Below are 24,921 nucleotides of genomic sequence, written 5' to 3'. Positions count from 1 at the left end.
CACGCCAGCCCCCGCATCCGCCCCCACCAACCATCCACCCGCAGCAGCCGGAGCCGCGCCATCGGCGGCGCCCGGCGTGTCAAGGCAGGCTCCACGACAGCTGCACCACGACAGGAAAGGCCAGCACGATGAAGGTGCAGGGAAAAATGCAGCCGATCAGCGGCAACAGCATTTTCACCGGCGCCTGCAAGGCCATCTGCTCCGCCCGGATCCGCCTGTCGTCGCGGCCATGAGCGGCCAGCGTGCGCAGCACCGGCCCCAGACTTGCGCCCAGGGCCTCTGCCTGCGCCATCGCCACGGCCCAGTGGGCCGCCAGGGTGCTGCCGCTGCGCCGGGCCAGCAGCCGGATCGCGACCGCTTGCGGCACGCCGGCGCGCATCTCGACCAGCGCGCGGTCCAGCGCGTCACGCAGCAGGCCCGGCGGACCGCTGCGCGCGGCCAGTTGCAGCGCCCCCTGCACGCTCATTCCGGCTTCCACGCACAGGACCATCATGTCGAACACGAAGGGCAGGCCGCGCTCGATGTCGCGCGCAAGGCGGGCTGCCCGCCTGCGCGTCCGCCCCACCCCCAGCCATCGCAATGCCAGCCACGTCAGCCAGCCCGCGCAACCCGCTGCGACGGCCGTTGCGACATCAGGCGGCATGTCTGCCTCGGAGCACGGAGCGGCGCCTCATGCATCGATCCTTGCGATGCGCCGGATCAGCACCACGCCAGCGGTCTCCAGCGCGGCCAGCAGCGCCAGCACGCCCCAGCCGGCCGGTGTGCGCCACAGCAGGTTCATGATCGCCGGTTCCAGCAGGTAAAGCACCGCCAGCAGCAGCACCGGCAAGGCGCCGACGATCCAGGCCTGCATGCGCCCCTGGGACGTCAGCGCCCGCAGCCGGGCCTGCAACTGCGAACGGGCGCGCAAGGTGTCCGCGATGCGGTCCAGCGCCTCGGCCAGATTGCCGCCGGATCGCGTGGCGATACGCAAGGCCGCGGCGGTCAGGGCGGTTGCCTCGGACGGCACCCGCTGTTCCAGCCGGGCCAGCGCCTCATCCCAGGGGATGCCCAGCCGCTGCTCGCGCAGCAGCAGGCCAAGCTCCTGCGACAACGGCGCCTCGCCGTTCTCGGCCAGATGGCGCAGTGCCGTGTTGAGTGCGGCGCCGGCGCGCAGCGAGGAACTCAGCATCGGCAAGGCCACGGACAGCTGCCGTTCGAACATGCTGGCGCGCCGGCGGATCCGAGCCCGGTGCAAGGCGCTCAAGGGCCATGGGACAGCCCGTGCCGCTCGACGCCGGCGCGCTGCCAGCATCCGCCCTGCCAGCAACGCGACGCAGAACATGGCCAGTCCGGCCGCGATTCCGGTCATGGCCGCTCCGCCATGCCTCGGCCCGGACGACTCGCGCCGTCGACCGCCTCGGATGGCGGCGCCTGAAACCAGGCAGGGTCGCACAGGCCTCCGATCTCGTTTCCAACCCGTGCGAAAGCGGGGAACACGCCGCAAGCCACGAATCCCTGCCGGCGATCGAAACGGAACAGCTCCTGCAGCTGGATGCGGCCGCTTTCGATGCCGGTCAGTTCGACGATGGACGTCACCAGGCGCCGGCCATCGGCCAGGCGCGCCGATTGCAGGATCAGGTCGACGCTGGCGGCGATATGCTCGCGCACGGCGGCCAGAGGCAGATCCAGCCCGGCCATCAGCACCATGGCTTCCAGGCGGGCCAGCGCATCGCGCGGCGAGTTCGCGTGCAACGTGGTCAGCGAACCTTCGTGACCGGTATTCATCGCCGTGAGCATGTCGAACGCCTCGCCGCCGCGGCATTCGCCGACGACGATCCGGTCCGGCCGCATGCGCAGCGCATTGCGCACCAGTTCGCGAATGTCGATCCTGCCCTTGCCTTCCGCGTTGGGCGGACGCGCCTCCAGCGCCACCCGGTGCGCGTGTTCCAGGCGCAGCTCTGCGGCATCCTCGATGGTGATCACGCGCTCGGCGTCGGGAATCTCGTTGGACAGCACGTTCAACAGCGTGGTCTTGCCGGACCCCGTGCCGCCCGAAACGATCAGGTTGCGCCGGGCTCGCACGCCGAACGCCAGGAAGGCCGCCATGGCCGTGCTCAACGAACCGCCACGCGTCAGCGCATCGAGCGTCAGGCTGCGCCCGGGAAACTTGCGGATCGTCAGGCTCGCGCCCCGGATCGCGGCGGGCGGGATGATGGCGTGCATGCGCGACCCGTCCGGCAACCGGGCGTCGACCATCGGCGCCGCTTCGTCGATGCGGCGGCCCAGCGGCGTGACGACGCGATCGATCGCCCAGCGCACGGACTGCTCGCTGGAAAACGCGGCCGGATGGCGGTACAGGCGACCTTGCCGCTCGACATAGATCTCGTCGTGGCGGTTCACCATGATCTCGGTCACATCGGCGGCGGCCAGCAAGGGTTCCAGCGGCCCCAGGCCCACGGCCTCGTCCAGCACTTCCTGGCATAGCGCGGCAGGGTCGACGCCCGCCGGCATGTCCTGATCGTCGGCGACGATCTGCGTCAGCAACCGCCCCGCCTCGGCGCGCAAGGCGCTATCGCTGACGCCGGCCAGGTCGCGCCGCCGCAGGTCCAGCGCTTCCAGCAGCGCGGCATGCAGGCGCCGGCGATGCGCCAGCCTGGATGCGAACGCCGACTCGAGCAGGATGTCGGTTTCGCGCGGCAGCGGCGCCGCGCCGGAATGCGGCCCTGCCGGCGTGGCCACAGGCACTTGCACGTCAGGGACCGCGCCACGCGACACCCGCAGGCGGCATGGCCCGATGAAGATATCGTCCTCCGGCAGCACGGCCGCCAGACGCTCCACTCTGGCGCCGTTGAGCAGGGTTCCCGACAGCGAATCCAGGTCTTCCAGCAGCACGCCCGTCTCGACGGCGCGCAGCCACGCGTGCCTGCGCGCCACGCGCCAATGGGCAATGCGCAGCCCGCAAGGCGCCGCGCGTCCCACCAGCACCGGCGACGGCAGGCTCATCCGGCGCGGCGCGGCATGGGGAAAGTTCAGTTCAATATCCAGCACGGCATCACTCCTGGTTGTGCGGCGCACGCACGGCAGCGGCGTCCGACCATTGGGACCCGGGGCCGCGGTAGGGGTCCCACCCCGCCGCCGGGTCAGGGTCGGCGGCCAGGGACGAGGTGCCCAGACGCGGGGGGTCGGGAAACGCCGCGTCGAGCAGGTCCCGGCCGCGTCGCGCCCGCTCGGCCAGGCCGGGATCCTGCGCGGACACGATGCGCGGCGTCACGAAGATCGCCAGCTCGGTTTCGCGCAACTGATAGCGACGCGACGCAAACAAAGCCCCCAGCACAGGCACGTCCAGCAACCCTGGCAAACCGCTCACGTCCCGGCCCTGCTCGCGCGACAGAAAGCCACCGATGACCAATGTGCTGCCGGATCGGACATTGAACTCGGTGGACGCGCGGCGCATGCGCAGCGCGGGTCCGCCCGGCAGGTTCAGGCTGGTGTCCACCGAACTCGCCTCGACTTCGATCAGTGAACGGATCACGTCGTTGCGGTCAATGCGCGGCGTGATCTTGAGCGATACGCCATAGGGTTTGAACACCGTGGCGTTTCTGCCATTGGCATCCGTGGACACATAGGGCAATTCGCCGCCAGCCAGAAAGGTCGCGCTGGCGCCGCTGCGCGCCAGCAGTTGGGGCTGGGCCAGCATGACCGCCTCGCCGCGCTGCGCCAGCAAGGCCAGGCGCGCCGACAGCAGCGCATTGACGCCAAAATAGCCGGCCGCGTTGGAAACAGGGCCGTTCGTGGCGACCGGCGATTCGCCGGGCCGCTCCAGACGACTCGTGGAGCCACCGTCCCAGGCCAGCCCGACATTCACCCCGCCTTGCGTCAGGCCATCCCACTTCAGGCCGAACTCACGCAGGCGCGAGGTCGGGATCTCCACGACCTGCACGTCCAGCAGCACCATGCGGTCCCAGCCGACCTGTCCCGTGAGGTCCAGCACTGACGGATAGCGCTCGGCCAGCGCGGCGATGCGGGCGCGGTCCTGGTCGGACAGATCGTCGCCTTCGATGACGATGCTGCCGCCGACGTGCATGCTCCGGGCCGACGGAATGCGCGCGAGCAGCGCCTCGACCTCGGCACGTTGGCGCGCCACGCCTGCCGGCACGACTCTGAACGCATAGGCGCTGGGCCGTCCAGCGTCCGTCCAGACAAGCACCGAGGACTCGCCCTCGGCGCGGCCGAAAATGACGATTTCCTGCCCGTCGGCGTCGGCCGCGCGCAATACCTGTCCGTTGCCGACCGCCACGCGCCGCACGCCCGGATGGGACAGCACCCGGCTTTCCCCCACCTCCAGTTCCACCAGGATGGTCTGCGCCTGAACGCCCGCCAGGCAGCCACACAGACCCAGCATGGCGGCCAGCCGATAACGGTTCAGCGCCATGTCGCACCCCCGTCTGCCCCGACGCCGTATCCGTCGCCCGCACCGCGCGGCGCCCGGCCGTCCAGCCGGTCTCCGTAGAGGATGACAACGCCGCCCGCCGGAGGGGATTCGGCGGGCATGCCCTGCAAGGCGGCCGGATCGGCCTGATCCTCGTCGCCCACGGCCACCGCGTCGTCCCGGTGACGCAGCATGGCCGTCAGGATGCCTCCCTGTCGGGCAGCGACGAAGCGCAGGGCATCCTCGGGGCGGACCGCCAGCATGGCGTTCGCCGTGTCCGGCGCGCCATCGTCGGCCGGCGCGCCGACGGACAGGACCCGGGCCGCCAACAGCACCGGAGCGGCGTTGCGCTTGCCGTCGTGGACAAAGGATGCGTAGACGTCGACGCTGTCGCCCACGCGCAGCCGGCCAGCCAACGGCCCGAGATCGGCGACGGTCACATTCAAGGCGCGCATTCCTGCTGGCAATGCAAGCTGCGCCGCAGGCGCCGTCGACGCCTGCCCGGCGGGTTGGCCCAGCAGATGTGCCGGCAGGATGATCTCGCCCGCATCGATATCCGCTGACAGCACCGCGCCCAGCAATGCTTGCGCCGCCAGCGGATCCAGGCTGGCACGGGGCGCCCAGGCCGCGGGAACCTGCCGTCGCTGCAGGTGCGATTCGTCCAGCCGCGTGCCCGCCGCCAGGTCCTCGGCCGCGACCAGTCGTTCGACAACGGGCGCGTTGGCCGCCACCGGCTCGGGCTCGCCTTGTCCGACATGTTCGCGCACCGCCCAGGCCGTGGCCAGGGCCGCTGCCAGCGCCAGCCCGTAGGCGCCAAAACGGCGCCACGCCCGCATCAACAGGGTTTTCATCGTGTCCAGCTCCTGATCCATATGCCGCTGCCCTGTTCCACCGGGGTCGCGGTCCATTGCAATGCCGCGTCGTCCCGTTCCCAGCGCTGCGCCGCGCCTGCCGGAACTCGCGCGGCGCGCCAACCCGCGTCGCGCAGGCGACGCTGCGCCAAGGCCTGCGCCCGACGCGGGGACAAGGCGCTGCGCCAGATCTGTTCCCGCACGCGGCGGCCGTCTTCATGGATTTCAAAATCCAGCTTCAGGCTCGCGTCCGCAGGCAGCCACGCGGGCGGCACAAAGGCGGGCGGCACAAAAGCGGCCGGCGCGCCAAGCCGGACCTGAGAAATGCTGCCGACGGTACGCCGCGCTCCCACGGCTTCCATCTGCGCCACCCATTGCGCGTCGCCCACCTTTCCCGACAGCAAAACCTGTCCAGGCAACACATGTAGATCAACAAGGGCGGGCTGCTGCCCGGACAGCGAACGTATGAGTTCCGGCACGTCCTGCGGCGTGTCGAACACGAGCACGCCCGCCGGCTGGCCATACAGCCAGAGACGGTCGGCCAACCACTGCCGCCGGGCACCGGCGGCCAGCTGCAGGTCGGCAGGCGTTGCGGGCCGCGTAACCGCCAATGCCATGCCATCGGTGACGAGCCCGCGAGTCGCCGCATCCGGCCACAAGGCTTGCACGGTCTGGGCGCCCGCGCGGGGCAACGCGCCAGCCGTCAAGGCCAACGTCGCGGCCAGCGCGCGGCGGCATATTTCAGCCACGGAGCCGAAGCGTGACGCCGCGCGTGCGCCGCCCCGTGCGCAGGATGTGGCAAAGAACGGGGACAGGAGTAACCTCACGGCCGCCCCCCATCCGCGAACAGGCTGTCGGCCGTTGCCACGTCATGCCATGCCGCGAGCCAGTCCATGGACAGCGCGGGCCGGCCCCAAGGGGACTCGGCCGTCTCCAGCAGTTGACCCATGGCGCGCGCGCGTTCCTGCGAAACCTGCGATACCCGCCGCCACGACAGGCTCGCGGCGCCGACACGACGCTGCGCGTCCGCATCATCCCGTGCATGTCCCGCCCCGCTCAGCACCTGGACCTGGCGGCTGATGCGCAAACCGGAAAACGGCGGTGGCATAGCGACCGTCGTATCGGCGCGCACCTGCACCAGCCGGGCCTCGCCCAACCAATCGTTGCGCATGGACTGGCTCGCGGCGGACGCGGATCCGCCGCGAGCCACCTGCGCGACGCCGCGCAGGGCCACGCCATTGCGCACGTCGTGCAAGGACATGGCCTGCCCGCGCGCGGCGGTCATGGCGGCCTTGCGGCTGGAATTGCCCAGCTGCATGGCCGCAAGCTGCGCCCGCCCCAGGCCCAGCGCGGCGTGCAGCAACAACGTCAGCAAGGACAGCAACAGCACGGACTCGATCAAGGCCTGCCCGCGTTGCGCGGCAAGCGGAAGGCACACGTCCCTCATGGCCTGCCCTCCTGGCCTTCCTCCGCAGGCCCGGCAGCAGCCAGCCGGGCCTGCCAATACGGGCGGAACAAGGTGGCAAGCTCGTCTCGCCCATCCGGGCTCGGCGACGGCCGGACGAAATAGGTCTGCGCCGTGCTGGACGCCATGATGGTCCGGGCATGCGGATTGCCCGGCCGCGCCGTTTCCGGCACGCCATTCGGCGCCAGGCGCGCCTGCACAGTGAAACTCAAGGGAAGCCCCCGCCTGGACCGCGCGATATCGTGGTACGCGGGCAGCCCCGAGCCGGCCGCTTGCCGCCCCTGGGCCATGCCGTAGGAATTCGCCAACGGATTGCCCGTCCCGGCCACAAGGTCCCAGCCCGCAAAGGCCTGCACCCAGCGCCAGAAGTCCTGTTGCGAGAAGTCCGCCGGTGGCGCGTCCGCGTAGCGCAGACTCGCGGGCGGCGGGCTGGCGCCATCGAGCGCGATGCCCCAACCCATTGCGTACTCGCGAAAATAGCAGCCGATCCATCGATTGCTGCGCAGGGCGTGGAAGGACTGCGTGTCGACTGCCGCCCAACGGCCGTCCGGCCCCAGCCACGTTGCGCCGCCGCGCCGCAGCTCGTTGCGCAGCGATGGGCACGACGACAGCACCGCCGTCGCGCCACTGCGGGTGGCATCGCGAGACGCAAGGAAACCGTAGCGCCGCGCCGCCGCCCGCGCGGCGTCGGCCAGGCCGGAGCCGGAGCCGGGCGCGATGCGTTCGATGAATCCCGCCGCGCTGTCATCAAGCACGCGCAGGCTCAGACCGGCCAGCGGCGTGTCGACGGCTTCGACCGTGTGCGTCCCATCCGCTTGCTCGCCAGAAAAACTGGCATGCAACACCCGCGACATGATGCGGTCGCGCTCGGCGATCAGGTCGCGGGCCTCGGCCGCCGCCACATCCGCCAGCACGCCATGCACGACGGCGTCGTGCCGCGCCAGCGCATCCGCCAGGCCTGCCTCGGCGCCGGGCAGGCCTTGCATGTCGCGATAAGCCTGCCCGGCGCGGGCGCCGAACAGATTACCCAGCAGACTGGGAGGCGGGTTGCGGCGTCGGGCCTGCGCCTGCGCGCTATCGAGGTAGCGCGCCGACGCGGCCAGCGTGACCAGGTGCGCCATCGCAACCTGATGCGCGATCTGACTGCGATTGGCATAGGCGATGGCATTGAGGTGGCGCGCCTGCAGCAGCGCGCCGCTGTACGCGGCCGCGTCCACGGCGTGGGTCAGCCGGACGCGCTGCTCGATGATCCTGCCCAGCCTGTGCATGGCGACCAGCGCCGCGACGGCGCCGGCCAGCAGGACGAGGCCCGCGACCAAGGCCTGCCCGCGCTGCGCCGACGCATGGCCGTGGCGCGCCATCACTTGCCGCCCGCCACGTTGCCGCCATAGGCCTTGAGTGACACGGCCCGGGTTTCGCCCGCTGCCTTCTGCGCGGCCTGCCGCCCCGCGCGCAGCGACGCGCTGCCGTCTTCGCCGGACAGCTCATGGGCCATGGCCGCGACCTGCGCGCGCACCACCTGGCCGAAGTACTGATAGACCGCGATGGCCGCCACCGCCACCAGGGCCACGACGATGATGTATTCGGTCATGCCCTGGCCCGCCTGCCGCTTCAAATTGCGCCGCATTTCCGTTCTCCGACACTGTGTAGGGATCCACAGTGTCGGCGGCGCGCGAACGCCCGACCATTCGCGCATGCCGAGACGGACAAAACCGGCCCGCTCGCCTTGACAGCAGCAATCCGGGCTGCCGCCGCCAGCCGGCCACGGCCCGCGCCCCGCCATATGGGGACGTGTAACACCCTGATTTTCTGGGGTTTTCCCTATTGCTGGCCACCACCCCCGGCAGTAGATTGGACTCGCCGGGCTGTCTGACACCCATCGTGTGCGAAGCCGGGCAGGAGCGCCTCAGACTCATCCAGAGCTGGGGCGCTCTTCCATTTCGGGGACGCCATTGCGCCGCATGCCGGTGCCTCTGCCCCGGCCGGCCTCAAGCCTGTCGCTCGGGATCCGCGCGCCAGACCCGCCAGCTTTCTATCGTGGCCACCAGCGCGCCGCCGAGGACCACGGCCAGCAACAGTGCGTAGCCGTGCGCTTCATCCACGATGGGCAAGAGCGCCAGTCCGGTCAGGCTGCCCAGGAAATAGATGTGGCCGAGCATGCGGTTGGCCCGCTCCCAGGCCAGGCGGCTGCGCCGAGTCCAGTAGACGCGCAGGCCCACCCACGGATTGGGCCCGGCCTTGCCGAGCAATGCGCCCACGACCAGGACTCCCACCCATGCCAGCACCAGCCCCCAACGGGCGATCCAGAGCGGGTCCGCGCCCGGCTGCACCCGGCCCAGCCCCAGCGCCGCCAGTAGCGCGGTCACGAACGCAAAGCCCAGCGCCGTGCAGACGCGGGCCGCCACCAGTGACTTGCGGGTGCCGGCCGCCACGTCAGCGCGCGCCAGCAGGCGCTTCATCATGCGCTCCAGGCCCAGCGTCAGGACGGCGAAGCCCAGCAGGACGCCCGCGGCCTCCAGCCTGCCGCCCCAGCGGTCGACATTGCCGTGCATGTCGAAGTGCATGGGCAACGGCCCCTGCGGTCCGAACAGGGCGATGTACCCGGCCAGGCCGACCTGCGCCGCGACCAGCGCATAAACGCCCTTGCCCAGCAGGCCGTCCGATGATTCCACGCTTTTCATGATGTTCCCGGTTTCCTGGTCTTGGACGCCCGCGCACCCGGGCGCCCCGCTCCCGCCAGATCCAGCAGGAACGCCAGCGCATCCTCGAACGCGCCGGAGACCAGCCGATAACGGACCGAGGTGCCGGCGCGCTCGGCCTCGATCAGCCCGGCATCCTTCAAGACGGCCAGATGCCCGGTGATGGTGGGCCAGCTCATGTCGAACAGCCGGGCGATATCGCCGGACGCCATCGGCCCGGCGCGCAAAGCGGCGATGATTTCCCGGCGGATGGGGTTGGAGAGTGCCTTGAAAGTGTCGTTCATTTCGGAAAAATATTAATTTGGAAAAATCCTAATTTCAAGACGCAAGGCCATCGCGATTACAAAATCCATACAGAGTCCGCCAATCCCATCACGAATGCCTGGCTAGCATGGGGGCTGCACACCCCCCACCCGACTACCCATGCCAGCCAACCGTCCGTCGGCAGCCTTGGCGCACATCAGCATGGACGCGCAGCGCACGCCGGCGATCGACGCCTTGCGGGGCTGCGCCGTGCTGTGCGTCGTGCTGCTGCACATCCAGATCCACATGCCGCAGGAGCAGAGCCTGCTCGCCAGCATGCTGCCCCAGACGCTGTTCAACATCGTGTTCCGCAGCGGTTACTACGGCGTGATCATCTTCTTCGTGATCTCCGGATTCCTCGTCACGCGCTCGGCGCTGGAACGCTGGGGATCCCTGGATGCCGTGCCCTGGCGCGCCTTCCTGCTGCGGCGCGCGGCGCGCATCTATCCCTGCCTGCTGCTGCTGCTGATCGTGCTGGCGGCGCTGCACGGGCTGGACGCGCCCGGTTTCGTCATCGAGACCACCAGCCTCGCGCGCGCTGCGCTGGCCGCGCTGGGCATGCACCTGAACTGGCTGGAGGCCCGCTCAGGCTATCTGCCCGCCGCCTGGAACGTGCTGTGGTCGCTGTCGGTGGAAGAGGCGTTCTACCTGGCGTTTCCGCTGCTTTGCATGCTGGCGCTGGCGACGGGAGAACGGCTGCTGAAGCTGACGCTGCTGCTGTTCGTGGCGCTGGGGCCGTTCGCCCGCGTCGCCTTCACCGACAACGAGATCTGGGCGGACCACTCCTATCTTTCCTGCCTGGACGGCATCGCCATCGGCTGCCTGGCCGCGCTGTACAGCGCCCGCGCGCGCCATGTGCCGACCCGCCTGTTCATGCTGTGCGGCGGCGTCCTGTTCGCGCTGGTGTTCTTCCTGCGCAAGGCGACCTACGCGCTGGGACTGACCGGCGCCGGCCTGAACGTGACGGCGCTGGAAATCGGCGCGGCTTTGCTGCTGATCGCCTGGAGCCGCCGCAGGCCGAGCCTGGAGCCGCCCGGGCTATGCCTGGCGTTCCTGCGCTGGATGGGTGTGAACAGCTACGAGATCTATCTGACGCACATGTTCCCGGTGATGCTGCTGGCCTCGGTGTCGTGCCGCAACGCCATCGCGGCCGACGGCTGGTGCTCGGCCGCGCTCAGCGCCAGTGCGGCGCTGGCCGTGCTGCTGTCGGCGCTGCTGGGCAGCCTGGTCGCGCGCTACTATTCCACGCCCATGCGACGCCGGCTCACGCAGCTGACCGGCGGCCTGCCCCGACGGCGTCAGGCGCGGATGCGCGCCTGAACCCTTGCCACCGCGCTACGCGACCGCCACGCCCTCCCTCTGCCCGAACTGGCGGCGGTATTCGGTGGGGCTCACTCCCATCTTGCGGCGGAAATGATGCCGCATGGTCATGGCCGTGCCCAGCCCCGTCCGCGTGGCGATCTGCTCGATGGACAGCCCCGTGCGTTCCAGCAGCTCGCGCGCGATATCCAGCCTGGCCCGCACGATCCAATCGGCCGGCGTCATGCCCGTGGCCGCCTGGAAGCGGCGCAGGAACGTGCGCTCGCTCATGGCGGCGCTCGCGGCCAGATCGGCGATCCGCAAGGGCTGGTCGATACGCGCGCGCAGCGCATCGAGCACCGGGGCCAGCGAACCGCCCTCTTCCTGGTCGACCGGCGACTCCACGAACTGCGCCTGACCGCCCTCGCGATGCGGCGGGATCACCAGCCTACGCGCCACCTGGTTGGCCCTGGCCGGCCCGTAATCGCGACGCAGCAGGTGCAGGCACAGATCCAGGCCCGCCGCGCTGCCCGCCGACGTCAGCAGCTGCCCCTCGTCCACATACAGCACGTCCGCATCGACCTGGATGCGCGGATACCGGCTGCGCAGGGCATCGGCATAGCGCCAGTGCGTGGTCGCGCGCTTGCCGTCGAGCAAGCCGGTCGCCGCCAGCACGAAGGCCCCGGAACAGATCGACAGCAGGCGCGCGCCGCGCGCGTGGGCCAGGCGCAAGGCGTCGATCACGGCGGCCGGCACCGGCTCGTCAGCGCCGCGCCAACCCGGAACGATGATGGTGCCGGCCTGCGCCAGCCTGTCCACCCCGCCATCGCTTTCCATGATCAGGCCGTATTGGCTCCTGACCCTGCGCCTGCCGACGGCGCAGGTTTCGAAGCGGTACCAGTCGGCGCCGAACTCAGGCCGGGGCAGGCCGAACACCTCGGCCGCGCATGAGAATTCGAAAACGCACAAGCCGTCGTACACCAATGCCGCGACCAGGGGATTCAGCGGTTTCCGGGGCAATTTCGGTTTTGGCATGATTTGATCGATAAATGGCGAATCCGCCAATTGTCCGCTCATGCGCGGCCGACAACAATAGGGCCTGCGCGCGCTTGCGCATTCATCCCGAACCAGGAGCCCCAACATGCCAGTCAATGCCGTGACCCAGATCCCCGCCGCCCCCGCCGATGAGGCCATCCGGCATTTCGAGGCTGCGTTCCGGTTCGAGACGGATTGCTGGGACACGCACGAGGCGCTGAGCCAGCAGGCTGATCCCGGCTTCGTGCTGCTGGACGTGCGCAGCCCGGAGAACTATGCGCAAGGCCATGTGCCCGGCGCGCTCAGCCTGCCGCGGCGCAAGATCATCGCCTCGCGCATGCGGCAGCAATACGAAGCCGGCACGCTGTTCGTGACGTACTGCGCGGGGCCGCACTGCAACGGCGCGGCCCGTGCCGCGGCCGCGCTCGCGCGCCTGGGCTATCCGGTGAAGATCATGGCCGGCGGCATCACCGGCTGGATGGATGAAGGCTTTCCCCTGGAGCGGGACGCGCCGGTTTGACGCGGCGGTCACAGCAAATACAGCCGGAACGGATAGGCGTAATACAGCCGCTCGGTCCGGCCTGCCTTGCCCTGGAACTCCTGATGGATGCCGCGGCGCGCCTGGAACAGCGCGTCCATCGGCGAGCGGCCCTGGCTCAAGCCTCCAAAGAAATAGCGGATCATGAGCGTGGACGAATTGCCGGCCTCGTTGTTGATGAGGGGCGCCAGGAAATGACGGACGCCATTGCGGCGCGCCGACGCGATGAATGATTCGCTGATGCCCAGCTGGCTCGAATCCAGATAGACCAGCTTGAACCGGGACCCGTCCAGCGCGTCCGCCTCCATGTCCCGCTCGCCCAGCTCGATGACGTCATCCTCGTCCGCCGGCGCCGATCCCCAGGATGGCGTTACCGATCCGTATGCGCTGATCAGCAGGAAGTCGTAGTCCGCGTGCGCGAACATGCGCGGATCGGCCTGCTCGATGTGCAACAGGTCTGACGCCGGGAACAAGCGCTGCGCTTCGCCCGCGCCATTCTCCGGATCCGTTTCTGGATCGCGCACAATCAGGCCGCGCAGCGGTCCGCCGACGGCAGGCCCTTCGATTGCCGTGGGCGATGGCCGGGACAGGGCGAAGGCGGTCGGCTTGACCAGGAACAAGGGCTCGCCGTCCACCGGCAGCAGATCCAGCGCGAAATGCAGGAAGCGGGGGTTGATCTCGAACACCACGCAAGCCGCCTCTCTCAGGGCCGGGCGCAAGGGCCCCAGCAATTCCACCGACAGCAGCTCCAGCCTGGCATCGAACCTGGCATCCAGTCCCTGGTTGCCATCCAACGCCTCATAGACCTTCAGGAACTCCTTGGCGATGGCATTGACGGAACGCTCGCTGGTCACGGTCAGGGCGGTCTTGCCATCGCTGGCGCGCAACGCGAGGCGTCCGCCTTTTTCCAGCAGGACGATTTCCAGGCAGGAGCCCTGCGCCTGCGCCGCCGGGGCGGCCAGCGGCAGGAGCGACGCCAGCAACGCCAGCGCGGCGCGGGCCGCGCCGCGCCGCCACGGACGGATCTGCCCGACACGACGACGCATACGGAATGTCATGGCAGCCACGGCACCTGCCCGAAAAAGGGATCGTCATCATAGACAGATCCGGCGCATCGAGATGCAAGCCAACAGTCAAGATTTGAGCAAGATTTGTCAACGCGGCAGCCAGCGTTCCACACGACGGCAGGCCCGGCCTGGGTTGCGAGCGTCCCGCCGCCAGACAGCCTGCGCCGCCAACGGACAAAGCGGGTCCGGATTGCAAATTTATTCACAAATTCGGCACAGAGCCAGCCGGAACCCGAGCGCGCCTGGCAGTACGATCGCGCCACTTCGCCAGCGCCACGCGCGCATTCGTCCACCATGATCAAATTCATCCTCCGCATACTCGTCGTCGCCATCGTCAGCTTCTTCGTGGCGTACTTCATGGTGGACCGGAGCCTGAACTATTTCTTCAGGCCGCAGATCGAGAGCGTCGCCCTGCGCGCGGTGCGCGGCGAACTGCATGCCCTGCACAAGGAACTGGATGCCATCGCGCCGGCGGACCGGGCGCGCATCCTCCACGCGGAGATCGCGCCGCTGTATGGCGCCGACATCCACTTGCTGCCCCAGGAACAGGTCAGGCTGGGCGACAAGGAGCGGGACCAGCTCGCCCGCCTGGGCGTGGTCTTTCGCGAAGACAACGGCATCTACCTCTTCCCCCTGCCCGGCGAGCCGGCGCAATGGCTGCAGGTACGCCAGCCCGGCGACAGTCCGGCCGACAGGCTGCTGGCGTGGAGCGCCTGGCTGCTCCTGAGCCTGATCGTGGCCACCACCCTGTTCCTGCTGTGGGCCTTGCCGATCTGGCGCGACCTGAACGTGCTGCGCAACGCCACGCAGCTGATGGGCCAGGGAGACCTGGGCACCCGCGTGCGCCTGTCGCGTGTGGCCGGCATCCGGCACGTGGGCGAGAGCTTCAATCAGATGGCCGAGCGCATCGCCGCGCTGATCGAGAACCAGCGCAGCCTGACCAACGCCGTCTCGCATGAACTGCGCACGCCGCTGGCCCGGCTGGCCTTCGAAGTCGACCTGCTGCGGCAGGACCGCAGCGGCGCGCGCCGCGAGCATATCCTGCAGGACATGCAGGCGGACATCGACGAGCTGGAAAGCATGGTGGCGGAACTGCTGGTCTACGCGCGTCTGGAACGGCCGACGGACGACATGATGCCGCAGGAAACCATCGACGCGCGCGACTGGCTCGGCGACACGCTGGCGCAAGTCGACCACCTGGCGCAAGCGCGCGCCGTGCGTTGCGTAGTGCACGGCGATTGCCCGCCGCAGGTCCGCCTGCACCGCCGCTACATGAGCCGGGCGCTGCTCAACCTGGTGCAGAACGCGGTACGCTATGCCAGCCGCCTGGTGCATGTATCCCTGGCCGCTCGCGCGGACGGCGCCTACGAACTGATCGTCGACGATGACGGCCCGGGCATACCGGCTAGGGACCGCGACAAGATCTTCGAACCCTTCATCCGTCTGGACGAGAGCCGCGACCGCGGCACCGGCGGCGCCGGCCTCGGGCTGGCCATTGTCCAGCGCGTGGCGGCCGCGCATCATGGCGACATCAGCGTGCATGGCAGCCCGCTGGGCGGCGCGCGCTTCATCCTGCGCTGGCCTGCGCCCGAGGCGCGGCGCGCCGAATCGCAGCGCGCCGCCTGACATGCGCTGTCCCATCCGAAGACCTGGCCGCTCACCGCAGCCAACGGATCCTGGCCCGCTCACGAGGCCGGCCGTTCCGCCTTGGCGGCGGGCTCCATGATGTCGCGCGCGCCGCGCGCCGAGAACGGCTGCCACAACTGGCGCAGGAATCCGTCATGGATCCGCCCGCTGATGCCGATATCCACCGGTGGACGACGGTCGCGCGGATGATAGTAGGTGCCGAACAGCCTATCCCACAGCACCACGTTTTCACCGTAGTTGCGATTGCCCTCGGGCAGGCGCTTGGAGTGATGCCAGCGATGCAGCGGCGGCGTGCTGAAGATCCGATCCAGGAAGCCCGTGCGCACGTCGATGTTGCAATGAGTGAGCAGGCCGATGAAGGCGGTGGCCGCGCTGACCCACAGGAACACGCGCAAGGGCGCGCCCAGCAGCAACAAGGGCGTCTGACTGCATGCGATCTTCATCAGCGTGTCCACGATATGAAAGCGCCCGGTGTTGATCACCCATAGGCGGCGCACGCTGTGATGCAGCGCATGGAAGCGCCATAGCGGCCGCCATTCATGCGCGGCGCGATGCGCCACATACAGGCCCAGCTCCGCCACCACCAGCCCCAGGACCACCTGCAGGGCCATGGGCCATTGCGCAGGCCACGGTCCGGCCTGCGACGCGGCGGGTTGCAATGCGATCGCGGAGGCGGCGCCGGCCAGCGTGGCGAGATAGGCCCCTAGCTGCGCCACGCCCTTGGTGAACAAGGTATGAGCCAGATCTTCGCGCATCTCTCCGTCGTTGGCTTGCCAGGCCCGCTCATAGGGCAGGATGCGCTCGCAGGCCAGGATCAACAGGACCACGCCCAGATAGACCAGATTGAACCAGAACATCGGCGACGCCGTCGCCAGCGCGGCGCTGGTGCCGGCCAGTCCGGCGCAGAGGATGGCGGGCCACACGAGCACCCGCAGCGCCTCGCGCGCGAGTGAACGGCAACGCGCGAGGCGCAAGGCCACGACGCGAAACTTCATATCGGACTCCGGGAGAGTTCGGCCGCGACATCGGCGTCGCCAGGCTCGGGAAAATCAAGGCGAAAGCAGGCGCCGCCGTCCGGCCCGGACGCCACGGAAACTTCGCCTCCGTGGCGGCGGATGATGCGGGCCACCAGGTTCAGGCCCAGGCCGGCGCCCGTGCTGTGCGGCGACTCCTTGACGAAGGGTTTGAAGATGTCTTCCCGCCAGCCTGGCGGCACGCCGTCGCCCTGGTCGCAGACCTCGACCGCGCGAACGCCATGAACGCGCAAGGTGATGACGCCGCGACGGCCGCCGTGCTGAATGGCGTTCTGCACCAGGTTCGACACGGCCCGCTCCAGCGCGGGCCGATCCCCGGCCACCGTCACCGGCCCTGCCCCCGACTCGAATGCGATTTGGTACCCGGCGCCAACGGCCAGCGGCGCCAGCTCCGCCGTGACACCACGCACCAGCTCGACCAGGTCCAGCGGCAGCAGCGGCGCGCTGTCGCGCTCCAGCCGCTGCGCGTCGAGCAATTGTCCCGCCAGCAAGGACAGGCGCGCCGCGTCCTCCAGCAGGCGGGCGCGCTCCGGCCCGGCCGGCAAGGTCTCCAGGCGCATGTTCAGGATGGCGATCGGCGTGCGCAGCTCATGCGCGGCATCGGCCAGGAAGCGCTGGTGGCGCGCATAGCCTTCGTCCAGCCTGGCCAGCGCGCCGTTGACCGCCCGCACCAGCGCGGCGGCTTCTTCCGGCACGTCGCCCAGGGGCAGTCTCGTCTCGCGACGATCGATGTCGATGCGACCGGCCTGCTCGGCCGCCGCGCGCAATCCGCCCAGCGTGCGCCGCACCACCAGATGGGTGGCCAACAGCGTCGCCGCGAGCGTCATCAACGCGATCGGCAACACCATCTTCCACAGGACCAGGCCCGCCCCGATCAGCGCATTGCGCGCCGTGATCGAACTGGCTGGCCCCGTCAGCACGGCCACGCGACCCGCCTCGGTCTCGACCTTGCGCATCCGCGCCGTGCCGCGCGGCGGATCGCCCAGGTTCCAGCCCAGCCGCGCCTGGCCCACGCCGTCCAGCGCGCCGCCAATGGCGGCGAATTCCGGCGGCACGGGCCCATCGCGCAGCTCCCTGCCCTGGCCGTCCCGCAACACGGCCCATAGATCGGGCTGCTCGGCGCGCAGGCCGCGCAGGCGTGGCGTGTCACGCAGCACCAGCGCGCCGGACGCATCCCGCGCCACGGCCTCCTGCAGGATCTCCACCGTGTTCTCCTGCGACGAGAATTCGACCAGGTTGCCGGTGACAAACAACAGCGCCACGACCAGGATCTGTATGCCCACCTGCGCCAGCACCAATCGCCAGACCAGCCGCCGTCCCAGCGAGGCGCGGCGTCCGGCCGGCGGATCGGAAAGGCCGTCCGCCGTCATGATGCGGCAGCCTGGGGCGGCAGGGCCCGCAGCAGATAACCCACGCCGCGGATGCCGCAGATCTCCACGCCCGCCGACGCCTGTTCCAGCTTGCGCCGCAGGCGCGACACATGCGTGTCCAGCGCGTTGGACTGGATATCATCATCCAGGCTGAACACCGCGCTCTCGAGCGCGGCGCGCACCACGGTGCGGCCGGCCCGCCGGACCAGGGTTTCCAGCACCAGCAATTCGCGGCGCGGCAGTTCCAGCCGCTGGCCCGCGACGCTGGCCTCGCTGTGTGTCAGGTCGAACGCCAGTCCCCCCAGCCGGACCACGTCGGGCTGCATCAGCACGGGACGACGCAGCACGGCGCGCAGGCGTGCCAGCAGTTCATCGAACGCGAAGGGCTTGACCAGATAATCGTCCGCGCCCGCGTTCAGGCCGCCGACCTTGTCGGCCAGCTCGCCCACCGCCGTCATGACGATGACCGGCACGCCCTCTTGCCGGGCGCGCAGCCGGACCAGCAGCTCCAGCCCGTCGCCATCCGGCAGCCGCCGGTCCAGCAGCACCGCGTCGTGCTGGCCGCTGTCGGCGAGGCTGCGCGCCGCGGCCAGCGTGCCGGCGTGATCCAGCGCGATGCCATGGCGGCGCAATGCGGCCGTCAGCGCGTCGACCATGCCCGCCTCGTCCTCGACCAGAAGAATCCGCACGTGCAGTCTCCCTATCCCTAGTACCGGATCACGGGCGGCAACGCGCGGCGGCCGCGAAACAGCGCCTCGCAATCCACCGGCCGTCCCCAATGGATGCGGCCGTCCCGGCACGGATCATATGCCGGCTCGGCGCCGTAGAGTATGACCGGCCCCTGACCGCGCCGCATCAGCTCCTCGCAGTTCACGGGACGTCCCCAGTTGATGCTGCCATCGCGGCAGGGGTCGTAGTGCGGCGCGGGCACCACCACGGCCGGCGGCGGCATCACGATCACCGGCGGGCCGCCGTAGACCCAATCCTGGGCCGGCGCGGCGGCCGGCGCCAGGCAGGCGCAGGCGACAAGCAGCAAGGCCAGGCGCGACGGCCTGGAAGCAACGGTATGGGCGAATTCCTGGAGCATGGCTTTTCCCGAAACGCGGGGCGCATCCCCGCCACGGCCGCCAGTATCGAAGGGGTCGATTGCGTGAACATTGCGCGCGAACCGCCCCCGCGCGCCCTTGCGCCAGCGCCCGCAGGCTGCAAGATTCATCCCATACAATCGAGCGGCTCCGCCACGTTCGCATCGCGCCCTTCCATGCACGACGCGACGTTCCTCCATCCCCACACCTGTATAGATAGCCTGCATCCGATGAAAGCGCTATTGCTTTGCCTGACCCTCGCCGCCGCCAGCGGCGCCGCCCTCGCCCAATCCGCGCCTGCCGTGTCCCAGAAGGAAATGCAGGACACGATCGAACAGCTCAAGAAACTGCAGAACCCCGCGCCCGGCGCCAGCGCCGTCAAGGGCTGGGTGTGCCGCGACATGGAGGATGGCGGCACGCGCCTGTACATCGTGGACCGGACCGGCATCGCCCGCATGAACAAGGTCCCCAGCACGGAAGCCGCGCTGCTGGACACGACCACGCCGCTCGAACAGCTGCAGGCCTGCAAGCGGCCGGACTGACGCCGCCAGGCAGCCAACCCGGCGCGGGCGGCGCAACGCCATCATCCCGCGCCGGACGGCGGCTTCGCCCGCGGCGACGATGTCCATCGCCAGGCATTGGCGCCGGGCGAGCCTCGGGAGTAATCTGGCGTGGCATTCACGACATGCCGGAGACCATCATGTCCCGCAGCCCTCTTATCGAAGCCGGCACATCCCAGACGGGCAATCTGCTGCAGTTCCTGGCCTGGCTGTCCGAGCGCCCCCGCAGCTACGCCGACACCATGGAAGCCTGGAAAACCAGTTGCCCCCGGCTGTCCGCCTGGGAAGACGCGACGTCCAACGGCCTGGTCGACACCGCCCACGGTCCCGCCAGCGCCGGATCCATCATCGTGCTGACAGACAAAGGCCGGGCGCTGCTCGACGCCTATAAAGGCGCGTAGCACGCGGCATCGGCCGCGTGCGGTTACATCCCGTGCCACGGCAAGCAAGAATCCTTACAGTCGACCCGCAAATCTCCACTATTCCGCGCGCCGCGACGCCGCACAATTTCGTTTCGATCAACCAGGATTCACACTGATCAAATGAAATGGCTATTGGTCGCGGCGCTTTGCGCGCTCGCATCGGGCTGTGGCCTGGCCGCCGCGCCCTGCCGCGTTGCATCGGCCGCCATCAAGATTGTTCCCGTCGTCGGCCACACCGTCGCAACGCCGACGGACGCCTGCGCCGACATCATCGACTGACGGCTCCGCTCGTGCCACCGATGGATCGGCAGCGCCATTGGGTGGCACCAGGATCAGTCTGAGAATTGACATGCGGCACATGCCGGCGTCGACCCGCGCGACATGCACGCCGCCATCATCATTCCTGCTCCGACGCGCTCGCTCACATCACCAAGAACAAGCCTGCAGCGCGGCGAATGCGTGTCCGCCACGCCGAATCGATACGCGAACGCGTCTATCGTTTTCCCTCATCCATCAGTCGCCCCCCAGCACGGCGCGACGCCATCGTTACAGAAGCGGATCAACATGTAATTCCCCTGTTCGGTGAATGACAGAAGCACGGGACTAGAGTGCGTTGACCAGGCTGCCGCGAAGAGGGGACGGCACGCACTGGGCAGCTGCCGGTGGCGTCATGCCGCCGGCGGTTTCGTCCCCTGCCGCGCGCGAATGGCGATCTACCCGATAGCGATCAAAACCAAACAAGGGGAGCCACTCCATGAAGAAACACCTGTTCGCGGCCAGTGTGACCACTGCGCTCGCAGTCACCTCTGCAAGCGTTGCCGCCGAATCATCCGTAACGCTGTATGGCGTCATCGACACGGGCCTCGGCTACGCCAAGGTAAGCGGCGACTACCGCGATCCGAAGACTGGCGCGGTCAATCGCCTGGACAACAGCCATGTCGGCATGACCAACGGAACCACCGCAGGATCCCGCTGGGGCCTGCGCGGCAAGGAAGACCTGGGAGGCGGGCTGTATGCAACATTCAAGTTGGAATCGGGCTTCAACTCGGCCAATGGCACGCCGGGACAGAACAACCGGCTGTTTGGCCGCGACGCCGTGGTCGGCCTGACCAGCGCTGACTTGGGAAAACTCGAATTCGGCCGCCAATTCAACATCGGCACTCAGTACATGCTGAGCATATTCGGCGCGAACTTCGGCAACGGTTTCACGCAGTGGAACACCGGCGCGGGCCTGGGCCTGAGCGGAGCGGCTTTTGGCCGCTACGACAACATGGTGCTCTATGAAACACCGTCCATGGGCGGGCTGACCGCAGCGATCAGCTACTCGAGCAACATCGACGACAAGCGGGACGGCGAAACCGGATTCGCGACCGCGGACAATACCCGCGCCGTCACGGCGGGGCTGCGCTACCTGAATGGACCGCTCGCCGCGTTCCTTTCCTATGACCAGCTGAACGGCTCCAACAAGCTGTCACAGCCGAGCGAGCGCAACGCCACCCCTCGCTCGTACCTGATCGGCGCCTCATACGACTTTGAGGTCGTGAAACTCCTGCTCGCGTATGGCCGTACCACGGATGGCTGGTTTGGCGGCAGTTCATTGCCCGCCGGCGCCACGATCGGCAAATTCAGCGGCATACCAACCAACGCCTTCGTCGACGGCTTCAAGTCCAACTCGTACCTGGCAGGCATTTCAGCGCCGGTCGGCGCGGCCGGCAGCATGTTCGCGTCCTGGCAGCGCGCCGACGCGAACAATTCGCGCCTGACCTCCGATGACGCCACCACCAACACGTTCTCGCTCGGCTATACCTACAGCCTGTCCAAGCGAACCGCCATCTACGGACTGGCGTCCTATACCAACAACTATGCGTTCCTGAAGGACGCGAAATACACGGACGTCAGCGTGGGCTTGCGGCACGCGTTCTGACGAGCGTCGGCGCGACACGCCTGAATGCGAGCCTGAAGGCGTGACGCGCCGCTCCTGCCGATAGCCGGCCTCCAACCGCACGTCGCCTGCAATGAGACAGGTCGAGACAAACCCACGGCGTGCCAGCGGCAATCGGTCTATTTGACGGACATCCCTCCTCCGCGAAGGGACGGGAATCGTCGCAGCGCATGCCCGCGCAAGCAGGCATGCGCTTTTTTTCATTGCGCGCCTGTTGCGCACATCCGCAACGACGATGGCAGATTTGTCTTTTACACAAGAACTTCCATGCTATTTCTTGGCACAGCGCCACATCACATGGACGGACGAGTCTAAAAGAGCGCATGCTGTGGACTTGATCCCCGGCCGGTACAGCCGGGGATTTCTTTTTCCCGTCGCAATCGTCCGAACGCATCGCACCCAAAAAACGAGCCACCGCTCGCGCCGTCCTTGTCCGCAACGTCGCATGCATCGGCAGTATCATGGCCTCCCACGACAGGCGCCAGCCTGTATGCCACAGCACAGACGCCCATCTCCAGGACCCGACGCGATGACCATCATGACGTTGCTCGAATTCGCCGGCATGGATCGGCAGGCCTACGACAGACTGGGCGCAAGCCTGCAGGCGCAAGGCGCGCCCGCAGGCATCCTCTTCCATTCCTGCGGCGCGGTTCCGAATGGCTGGCGCATCGTCGACGCCTGGCGGTCGCAGGAGGACTTCGATCACTTCGTTGATGAAACCCTGTTGCCCGCGGCCCGAAGCCTGGGCATCCCCGCGCCGGCCCGGCGCGAGCACTTTCATGCCTACCATGCGGGCATGGTGGCCCCAGGGGCCTGCTGAGCGCGAATGCCCGGCATCCGCATGTGGCCGTTCCCCACGGCATGACAAAAAGAAGTCAGTTTTCTTGAACAACTCGCAAGACCGACGATCAATTGTTCACGAAACTTCAAATTTCTCGTCGACGCGATTGATAGAGTGACCGGACTGTTGAACAAATTGGTTCGGCAGCGACGCTTGCATGGACAAGGCCTCCATAGCGGAGAGAGGCTGCCATATCTGCGCCCGCATCCCGGAAGCCCGCCACGGATTCTCGATTCATCCAAGGGCGGATTGCCGTTGCGTTGCACTCATCTTTCAGTCGACAACATGAAAACCAACAATCAGAAAACAAGCAGGAAGCAATCCAGCAGGAACGGGATCTTGTCAGGCATCACTTGCCTGATGCTATTCAATGCCGCGGGCCCGGCCACCGCAAGCTCCGGTGGTACGCAAGGCGGCATCAGCGTGCACTACGGCGTCGGGGATCGATACCAGCGCTACACGTTGAACTATGAAACGCCCTCGGTCTGGACCACGCGATTCGGCGGCCGCTGGGGCCGCCTGGACCTGACGCCGGAGATCGGCGTTTCGTACTGGACCGCAGACCGCCCGCGCTCGCCCGGCCAGGCCTGGCAATTCAGCGCGATCCCGATGTTCCGATGGTGGACCAGCGAACGCTTCTACATCGAGGCCGGCGTGGGCGCCACGGTGCTCACGCGCACACGATTCTCGAATCGGAACATCGGCTCGGCGTTTCAGTTTGGCGACCACATCGGCGTGGGCTTTCTGCTGACGCCCAACAGCCGTGTTGGCGTGCGCTATTCGCATTTCTCCAACGCGGGCATCAAGCGACCGAATCCGGGACTGGATACGGTGCAACTGACATACACGCATCAATTCTGATGCATGGCCCGCATCGCCGACAAGGCGTTGCGGGCGCCGCCCTTGCGGCTTGCCGGCAAGCGCCGGTTTGATCGTCAACGGGCAATGGACTACTCTATTGCGATGATAACGATTAGATCTTCCCGCCCCGGCGAGGGCGCCCGCGTCGTCGAAATCTGGCGCCGCGCGGTTGACGCCACCCATGATTTTCTTTCCCCTGAAGACCGCCAGGCCATCGATGAAATGGTGTGCGGCTTCCTGCCCCAGGCGCCGCTGCTGCTTGCCGTGGACGCGCAGGACTATCCGCAGGCATTCATGCTCATCGACAACGGCCACATGCAGGCGCTGTTCGTCGACCCGGCCTGCCGCGGCACCGGCATCGGCGCCGCGCTGGTGCGCCACGGCCTTGCGCTGCATCCCCGGATGACGACCGACGTCAATGAGCAGAACGGCCAGGCCGTGGGTTTCTATGAAAGGATGGGGTTCAAGCGCATCGGCCGGTCGGCGCTTGATGATCAGGGCAGGCCTTATCCGTTGATTCATCTGGCGTATCAGGCGTAGCGCTGCGCTGAACGAAAATACAGTCCGAGCCACCTGCGGGTGGCTTTTCATTTGAGTCGCTCGGGGGCTGGGATGCCGTGGAAGTTTCAGCCGCGTCGGCGTGACGATTTCCTTGCGTTTCTTGTCTGGTTCCGTGATTAGAATAGTCGCATCCCGATGCCGCCGACCATCACACGGAATTCCCATGAAAGACATTCGATCTCTCACATTTGCGCTTGCTATAGCTGCCATTGCGCTTGCTGTGGCCAATCCGGCCGCGGCCGAACAGGGATGCTCGGACGGCTATAAGCCCACTCCCACGCAGAATGGAATTGAATGCCGGCCGGTTCCCGGGCTGTACAGAGGATCGGGCGGAGGAGCCGCCCCCCAGGTCCGCTGGGAGGAGCGCTGGGGCGCGATCGTCATGGATGCCGCTTCCGGGATGACCGGCATCGGCGGCAGCCAGCCCACCGAGGAAGCCGCCATCCAGACCGCCACGGCCATGTGCCAACGCAAGGGCGGCAAGAGTTGCCGCGTCGACATCACCTATTCCAATCAATGCGGCGCTCTCGCCTGGGGCAGCAACCATGCCGTCTCGGCCCGCGGGCGGACGCTGGAAATCGCATCCAAGTACGCCATTGACTCGTGCGAGAAAACGACTGGCAAGAAGTGCGAGGTCTTCTTCTCCGATTGCAGCTTGCCGGTGCGAGTCCAATAGGCAGGTCGCGCATCAATCATGGCGCGATAGCCTGTCCAGGCTTCCTGCCGCAGCCCTGAAGCCTCGGTGCCCCAGGAGCGGAAGAGGCACCTTTCCGGACACAACAAACGCTGGAAAAGAAACAGCCGCCATCGCTGGCGGCTGTTTGCTCCTGATAAATCAGGAGTTTCTTGGTAGGCCCCCCGAGAGTCGAACTCGGCACCAACGGATTATGAGTCCGCTGCTCTAACCAGGCATGAGCTAGAGGCCCAGGA

The 24,921-nt window shown here is 68.0% G+C and carries 28 protein-coding genes and 1 tRNA gene; 11 read left to right on the top strand and 18 right to left on the bottom strand.

The window, feature by feature from the left end; genetic code table 11:
• Window positions 1-79 precede the first annotated feature (79 nt).
• The 11 genes from AC6LJ5_RS11735 to AC6LJ5_RS11685 form a co-directional block, all read right to left on the bottom strand.
• Window positions 80-643, bottom strand: coding sequence for a type II secretion system F family protein (locus AC6LJ5_RS11735; RefSeq protein WP_103275288.1), 564 nt, complete (start codon window positions 641-643; stop codon window positions 80-82).
• Between the two features lie 27 nt (window positions 644-670).
• Window positions 671-1,204 carry a type II secretion system F family protein gene (locus AC6LJ5_RS11730; RefSeq protein ID WP_369869705.1) on the bottom strand — a complete coding sequence of 178 codons (534 nt, stop codon included), beginning with the start codon at window positions 1,202-1,204 and terminating at the stop codon, window positions 671-673.
• Between the two features lie 143 nt (window positions 1,205-1,347).
• Window positions 1,348-2,985, bottom strand: coding sequence for a TadA family conjugal transfer-associated ATPase (locus AC6LJ5_RS11725; RefSeq protein WP_103276567.1), 1,638 nt, complete (start codon window positions 2,983-2,985; stop codon window positions 1,348-1,350).
• A 49-nt stretch (window positions 2,986-3,034) separates the two neighbouring features.
• Window positions 3,035-4,414, bottom strand: a complete 1,380-nt coding sequence (locus tag AC6LJ5_RS11720) for a type II and III secretion system protein family protein (RefSeq protein WP_498140544.1) — start codon at window positions 4,412-4,414, stop codon at window positions 3,035-3,037.
• The gene (gene cpaB / locus AC6LJ5_RS11715) at window positions 4,405-5,262 is read right to left on the bottom strand and encodes a Flp pilus assembly protein CpaB (protein ID WP_392410806.1); all 858 of its coding nucleotides are present in this window, start codon (window positions 5,260-5,262) and stop codon (window positions 4,405-4,407) included. Before cpaB ends, AC6LJ5_RS11720 begins: the two co-directional genes overlap by 10 nt.
• Window positions 5,259-5,930, bottom strand: coding sequence for a hypothetical protein (locus AC6LJ5_RS11710; RefSeq protein ID WP_498140543.1), 672 nt, complete (start codon window positions 5,928-5,930; stop codon window positions 5,259-5,261). Before AC6LJ5_RS11710 ends, cpaB begins: the two co-directional genes overlap by 4 nt.
• Window positions 5,931-6,085: 155 nt before the next feature.
• Entirely contained in the window at window positions 6,086-6,709 is a 624-nt protein-coding gene (locus tag AC6LJ5_RS11705; protein ID WP_498140542.1) for a pilus assembly protein, read from the bottom strand.
• Window positions 6,706-8,088, bottom strand: a complete 1,383-nt coding sequence (locus AC6LJ5_RS11700) for a hypothetical protein (RefSeq protein ID WP_498140541.1) — start codon at window positions 8,086-8,088, stop codon at window positions 6,706-6,708. Before AC6LJ5_RS11700 ends, AC6LJ5_RS11705 begins: the two co-directional genes overlap by 4 nt.
• The gene (locus AC6LJ5_RS11695; RefSeq protein ID WP_103275293.1) at window positions 8,088-8,354 is read right to left on the bottom strand and encodes a hypothetical protein; all 267 of its coding nucleotides are present in this window, start codon (window positions 8,352-8,354) and stop codon (window positions 8,088-8,090) included. Before AC6LJ5_RS11695 ends, AC6LJ5_RS11700 begins: the two co-directional genes overlap by 1 nt.
• Window positions 8,355-8,715: 361 nt before the next feature.
• Window positions 8,716-9,408: an SdpI family protein gene (locus tag AC6LJ5_RS11690; RefSeq protein WP_498140540.1), complete on the bottom strand. Its 693-nt coding sequence runs from the start codon at window positions 9,406-9,408 to the stop codon at window positions 8,716-8,718.
• Window positions 9,405-9,710 (bottom strand): metalloregulator ArsR/SmtB family transcription factor, encoded by a 306-nt coding sequence (locus AC6LJ5_RS11685; protein WP_392410802.1) that lies wholly within the window; start codon window positions 9,708-9,710, stop codon window positions 9,405-9,407. Before AC6LJ5_RS11685 ends, AC6LJ5_RS11690 begins: the two co-directional genes overlap by 4 nt.
• Before the next feature lie 139 nt (window positions 9,711-9,849).
• Between AC6LJ5_RS11685 and AC6LJ5_RS11680 the strand changes: the two genes are divergently transcribed.
• Window positions 9,850-11,049: an acyltransferase family protein gene (locus tag AC6LJ5_RS11680; protein WP_498140539.1), complete on the top strand. Its 1,200-nt coding sequence runs from the start codon at window positions 9,850-9,852 to the stop codon at window positions 11,047-11,049.
• A 15-nt stretch (window positions 11,050-11,064) separates the two neighbouring features.
• Here AC6LJ5_RS11680 and ftrA read toward each other — a convergent pair whose 3' ends face one another.
• On the bottom strand, window positions 11,065-12,063 hold the full coding sequence (gene ftrA, locus AC6LJ5_RS11675) for a transcriptional regulator FtrA (protein WP_103276571.1): 999 nt from the start codon (window positions 12,061-12,063) through the stop codon (window positions 11,065-11,067).
• A gap of 106 nt (window positions 12,064-12,169) precedes the next feature.
• Between ftrA and AC6LJ5_RS11670 the strand changes: the two genes are divergently transcribed.
• Complete coding sequence (locus AC6LJ5_RS11670; RefSeq protein ID WP_498140538.1) at window positions 12,170-12,583, top strand: rhodanese-like domain-containing protein; 414 nt, start codon at window positions 12,170-12,172, stop codon at window positions 12,581-12,583.
• An 8-nt stretch (window positions 12,584-12,591) separates the two neighbouring features.
• On the opposite strand, the gene AC6LJ5_RS11665 is transcribed toward AC6LJ5_RS11670, so the two are convergent.
• Window positions 12,592-13,647, bottom strand: coding sequence for a hypothetical protein (locus tag AC6LJ5_RS11665; protein ID WP_498140537.1), 1,056 nt, complete (start codon window positions 13,645-13,647; stop codon window positions 12,592-12,594).
• A 315-nt stretch (window positions 13,648-13,962) separates the two neighbouring features.
• Here AC6LJ5_RS11665 and AC6LJ5_RS11660 point away from each other — a divergent pair, with 315 nt between their 5' ends.
• On the top strand, window positions 13,963-15,294 hold the full coding sequence (locus tag AC6LJ5_RS11660) for an ATP-binding protein (protein WP_498140536.1): 1,332 nt from the start codon (window positions 13,963-13,965) through the stop codon (window positions 15,292-15,294).
• 59 nt (window positions 15,295-15,353) lie between these two features.
• On the opposite strand, the gene AC6LJ5_RS11655 is transcribed toward AC6LJ5_RS11660, so the two are convergent.
• The 4 genes from AC6LJ5_RS11655 to AC6LJ5_RS11640 are packed head-to-tail and all read right to left on the bottom strand — an operon-like array spanning window position 15,354 to window position 18,806.
• Window positions 15,354-16,310, bottom strand: coding sequence for a sterol desaturase family protein (locus AC6LJ5_RS11655; protein ID WP_498140535.1), 957 nt, complete (start codon window positions 16,308-16,310; stop codon window positions 15,354-15,356).
• Window positions 16,307-17,719, bottom strand: coding sequence for a sensor histidine kinase (locus AC6LJ5_RS11650; protein WP_498140534.1), 1,413 nt, complete (start codon window positions 17,717-17,719; stop codon window positions 16,307-16,309). Before AC6LJ5_RS11650 ends, AC6LJ5_RS11655 begins: the two co-directional genes overlap by 4 nt.
• Window positions 17,716-18,408, bottom strand: coding sequence for a response regulator transcription factor (locus tag AC6LJ5_RS11645; RefSeq protein WP_392410796.1), 693 nt, complete (start codon window positions 18,406-18,408; stop codon window positions 17,716-17,718). The genes AC6LJ5_RS11650 and AC6LJ5_RS11645 overlap by 4 nt, the downstream gene beginning before the upstream one ends.
• A 17-nt stretch (window positions 18,409-18,425) precedes the next feature.
• Window positions 18,426-18,806, bottom strand: coding sequence for a hypothetical protein (locus AC6LJ5_RS11640; RefSeq protein WP_103275302.1), 381 nt, complete (start codon window positions 18,804-18,806; stop codon window positions 18,426-18,428).
• A gap of 228 nt (window positions 18,807-19,034) precedes the next feature.
• Here AC6LJ5_RS11640 and AC6LJ5_RS11635 point away from each other — a divergent pair, with 228 nt between their 5' ends.
• From AC6LJ5_RS11635 to AC6LJ5_RS11600, 8 genes are all read left to right on the top strand, one after another.
• Complete coding sequence (locus tag AC6LJ5_RS11635; protein ID WP_498140533.1) at window positions 19,035-19,346, top strand: hypothetical protein; 312 nt, start codon at window positions 19,035-19,037, stop codon at window positions 19,344-19,346.
• Window positions 19,347-19,504: 158 nt separating this feature from the next.
• A complete protein-coding gene (locus tag AC6LJ5_RS11630) occupies window positions 19,505-19,765 on the top strand; it encodes a hypothetical protein (protein WP_103276572.1) in 261 nt (86 codons plus the stop codon).
• A 141-nt stretch (window positions 19,766-19,906) separates the two neighbouring features.
• On the top strand, window positions 19,907-20,065 hold the full coding sequence (locus AC6LJ5_RS11625) for a DUF6726 family protein (protein WP_199770890.1): 159 nt from the start codon (window positions 19,907-19,909) through the stop codon (window positions 20,063-20,065).
• A 475-nt stretch (window positions 20,066-20,540) separates the two neighbouring features.
• Window positions 20,541-21,710 (top strand): porin, encoded by a 1,170-nt coding sequence (locus AC6LJ5_RS11620; RefSeq protein ID WP_498140532.1) that lies wholly within the window; start codon window positions 20,541-20,543, stop codon window positions 21,708-21,710.
• A 547-nt stretch (window positions 21,711-22,257) separates the two neighbouring features.
• Entirely contained in the window at window positions 22,258-22,548 is a 291-nt protein-coding gene (locus AC6LJ5_RS11615) for a hypothetical protein (protein WP_103275305.1), read from the top strand.
• Between the two features lie 381 nt (window positions 22,549-22,929).
• Window positions 22,930-23,430, top strand: a complete 501-nt coding sequence (locus tag AC6LJ5_RS11610) for an acyloxyacyl hydrolase (protein WP_103275306.1) — start codon at window positions 22,930-22,932, stop codon at window positions 23,428-23,430.
• A gap of 102 nt (window positions 23,431-23,532) precedes the next feature.
• Complete coding sequence (locus AC6LJ5_RS11605; protein WP_498140545.1) at window positions 23,533-23,970, top strand: acetyltransferase; 438 nt, start codon at window positions 23,533-23,535, stop codon at window positions 23,968-23,970.
• Between the two features lie 184 nt (window positions 23,971-24,154).
• Window positions 24,155-24,667 (top strand): DUF4189 domain-containing protein, encoded by a 513-nt coding sequence (locus tag AC6LJ5_RS11600; protein WP_498140531.1) that lies wholly within the window; start codon window positions 24,155-24,157, stop codon window positions 24,665-24,667.
• A gap of 171 nt (window positions 24,668-24,838) precedes the next feature.
• On the opposite strand, the gene AC6LJ5_RS11595 is transcribed toward AC6LJ5_RS11600, so the two are convergent.
• A tRNA-Ile gene (locus tag AC6LJ5_RS11595) sits at window positions 24,839-24,917 on the bottom strand.
• Window positions 24,918-24,921 lie beyond the last annotated feature (4 nt).

It is taken from the genome of Achromobacter sp. 1011791174 (assembly GCF_059760925.1).
The sequence above is the reverse complement of the archived record's forward strand: the minus strand, read 5'-3'. Positions and strand labels throughout refer to the sequence as shown.

Excerpts from the sequence above, each read along its gene's own strand:
- AC6LJ5_RS11700 (WP_498140541.1), bottom strand. The coding sequence starts at position 8,088 with ATGGCGCGCCACGGCCATGCGTCGGCGCAGCGCGGGCAGGCCTTGGTC.
- AC6LJ5_RS11610 (WP_103275306.1), top strand. The coding sequence starts at position 22,930 with ATGCTATTCAATGCCGCGGGCCCGGCCACCGCAAGCTCCGGTGGTACG.
- AC6LJ5_RS11725 (WP_103276567.1), bottom strand. The coding sequence starts at position 2,985 with ATGAGCCTGCCGTCGCCGGTGCTGGTGGGACGCGCGGCGCCTTGCGGG.
- cpaB (WP_392410806.1), bottom strand. The coding sequence starts at position 5,262 with ATGAAAACCCTGTTGATGCGGGCGTGGCGCCGTTTTGGCGCCTACGGG.
- AC6LJ5_RS11635 (WP_498140533.1), top strand. The coding sequence starts at position 19,035 with ATGAAAGCGCTATTGCTTTGCCTGACCCTCGCCGCCGCCAGCGGCGCC.
- ftrA (WP_103276571.1), bottom strand. The coding sequence starts at position 12,063 with ATGCCAAAACCGAAATTGCCCCGGAAACCGCTGAATCCCCTGGTCGCG.
- AC6LJ5_RS11615 (WP_103275305.1), top strand. The coding sequence starts at position 22,258 with ATGACCATCATGACGTTGCTCGAATTCGCCGGCATGGATCGGCAGGCC.
- AC6LJ5_RS11735 (WP_103275288.1), bottom strand. The coding sequence starts at position 643 with ATGCCGCCTGATGTCGCAACGGCCGTCGCAGCGGGTTGCGCGGGCTGG.
- AC6LJ5_RS11630 (WP_103276572.1), top strand. The coding sequence starts at position 19,505 with ATGTCCCGCAGCCCTCTTATCGAAGCCGGCACATCCCAGACGGGCAAT.
- AC6LJ5_RS11705 (WP_498140542.1), bottom strand. The coding sequence starts at position 6,709 with ATGAGGGACGTGTGCCTTCCGCTTGCCGCGCAACGCGGGCAGGCCTTG.
- AC6LJ5_RS11625 (WP_199770890.1), top strand. The coding sequence starts at position 19,907 with ATGAAATGGCTATTGGTCGCGGCGCTTTGCGCGCTCGCATCGGGCTGT.
- AC6LJ5_RS11685 (WP_392410802.1), bottom strand. The coding sequence starts at position 9,710 with ATGAACGACACTTTCAAGGCACTCTCCAACCCCATCCGCCGGGAAATC.
- AC6LJ5_RS11660 (WP_498140536.1), top strand. The coding sequence starts at position 13,963 with ATGATCAAATTCATCCTCCGCATACTCGTCGTCGCCATCGTCAGCTTC.
- AC6LJ5_RS11665 (WP_498140537.1), bottom strand. The coding sequence starts at position 13,647 with ATGCGTCGTCGTGTCGGGCAGATCCGTCCGTGGCGGCGCGGCGCGGCC.
- AC6LJ5_RS11730 (WP_369869705.1), bottom strand. The coding sequence starts at position 1,204 with ATGTTCGAACGGCAGCTGTCCGTGGCCTTGCCGATGCTGAGTTCCTCG.
- AC6LJ5_RS11690 (WP_498140540.1), bottom strand. The coding sequence starts at position 9,408 with ATGAAAAGCGTGGAATCATCGGACGGCCTGCTGGGCAAGGGCGTTTAT.
- AC6LJ5_RS11605 (WP_498140545.1), top strand. The coding sequence starts at position 23,533 with ATGATAACGATTAGATCTTCCCGCCCCGGCGAGGGCGCCCGCGTCGTC.
- AC6LJ5_RS11720 (WP_498140544.1), bottom strand. The coding sequence starts at position 4,414 with ATGGCGCTGAACCGTTATCGGCTGGCCGCCATGCTGGGTCTGTGTGGC.
- AC6LJ5_RS11640 (WP_103275302.1), bottom strand. The coding sequence starts at position 18,806 with ATGCTCCAGGAATTCGCCCATACCGTTGCTTCCAGGCCGTCGCGCCTG.
- AC6LJ5_RS11695 (WP_103275293.1), bottom strand. The coding sequence starts at position 8,354 with ATGCGGCGCAATTTGAAGCGGCAGGCGGGCCAGGGCATGACCGAATAC.
- AC6LJ5_RS11655 (WP_498140535.1), bottom strand. The coding sequence starts at position 16,310 with ATGAAGTTTCGCGTCGTGGCCTTGCGCCTCGCGCGTTGCCGTTCACTC.
- AC6LJ5_RS11680 (WP_498140539.1), top strand. The coding sequence starts at position 9,850 with ATGCCAGCCAACCGTCCGTCGGCAGCCTTGGCGCACATCAGCATGGAC.
- AC6LJ5_RS11650 (WP_498140534.1), bottom strand. The coding sequence starts at position 17,719 with ATGACGGCGGACGGCCTTTCCGATCCGCCGGCCGGACGCCGCGCCTCG.
- AC6LJ5_RS11670 (WP_498140538.1), top strand. The coding sequence starts at position 12,170 with ATGCCAGTCAATGCCGTGACCCAGATCCCCGCCGCCCCCGCCGATGAG.
- AC6LJ5_RS11620 (WP_498140532.1), top strand. The coding sequence starts at position 20,541 with ATGAAGAAACACCTGTTCGCGGCCAGTGTGACCACTGCGCTCGCAGTC.
- AC6LJ5_RS11600 (WP_498140531.1), top strand. The coding sequence starts at position 24,155 with ATGAAAGACATTCGATCTCTCACATTTGCGCTTGCTATAGCTGCCATT.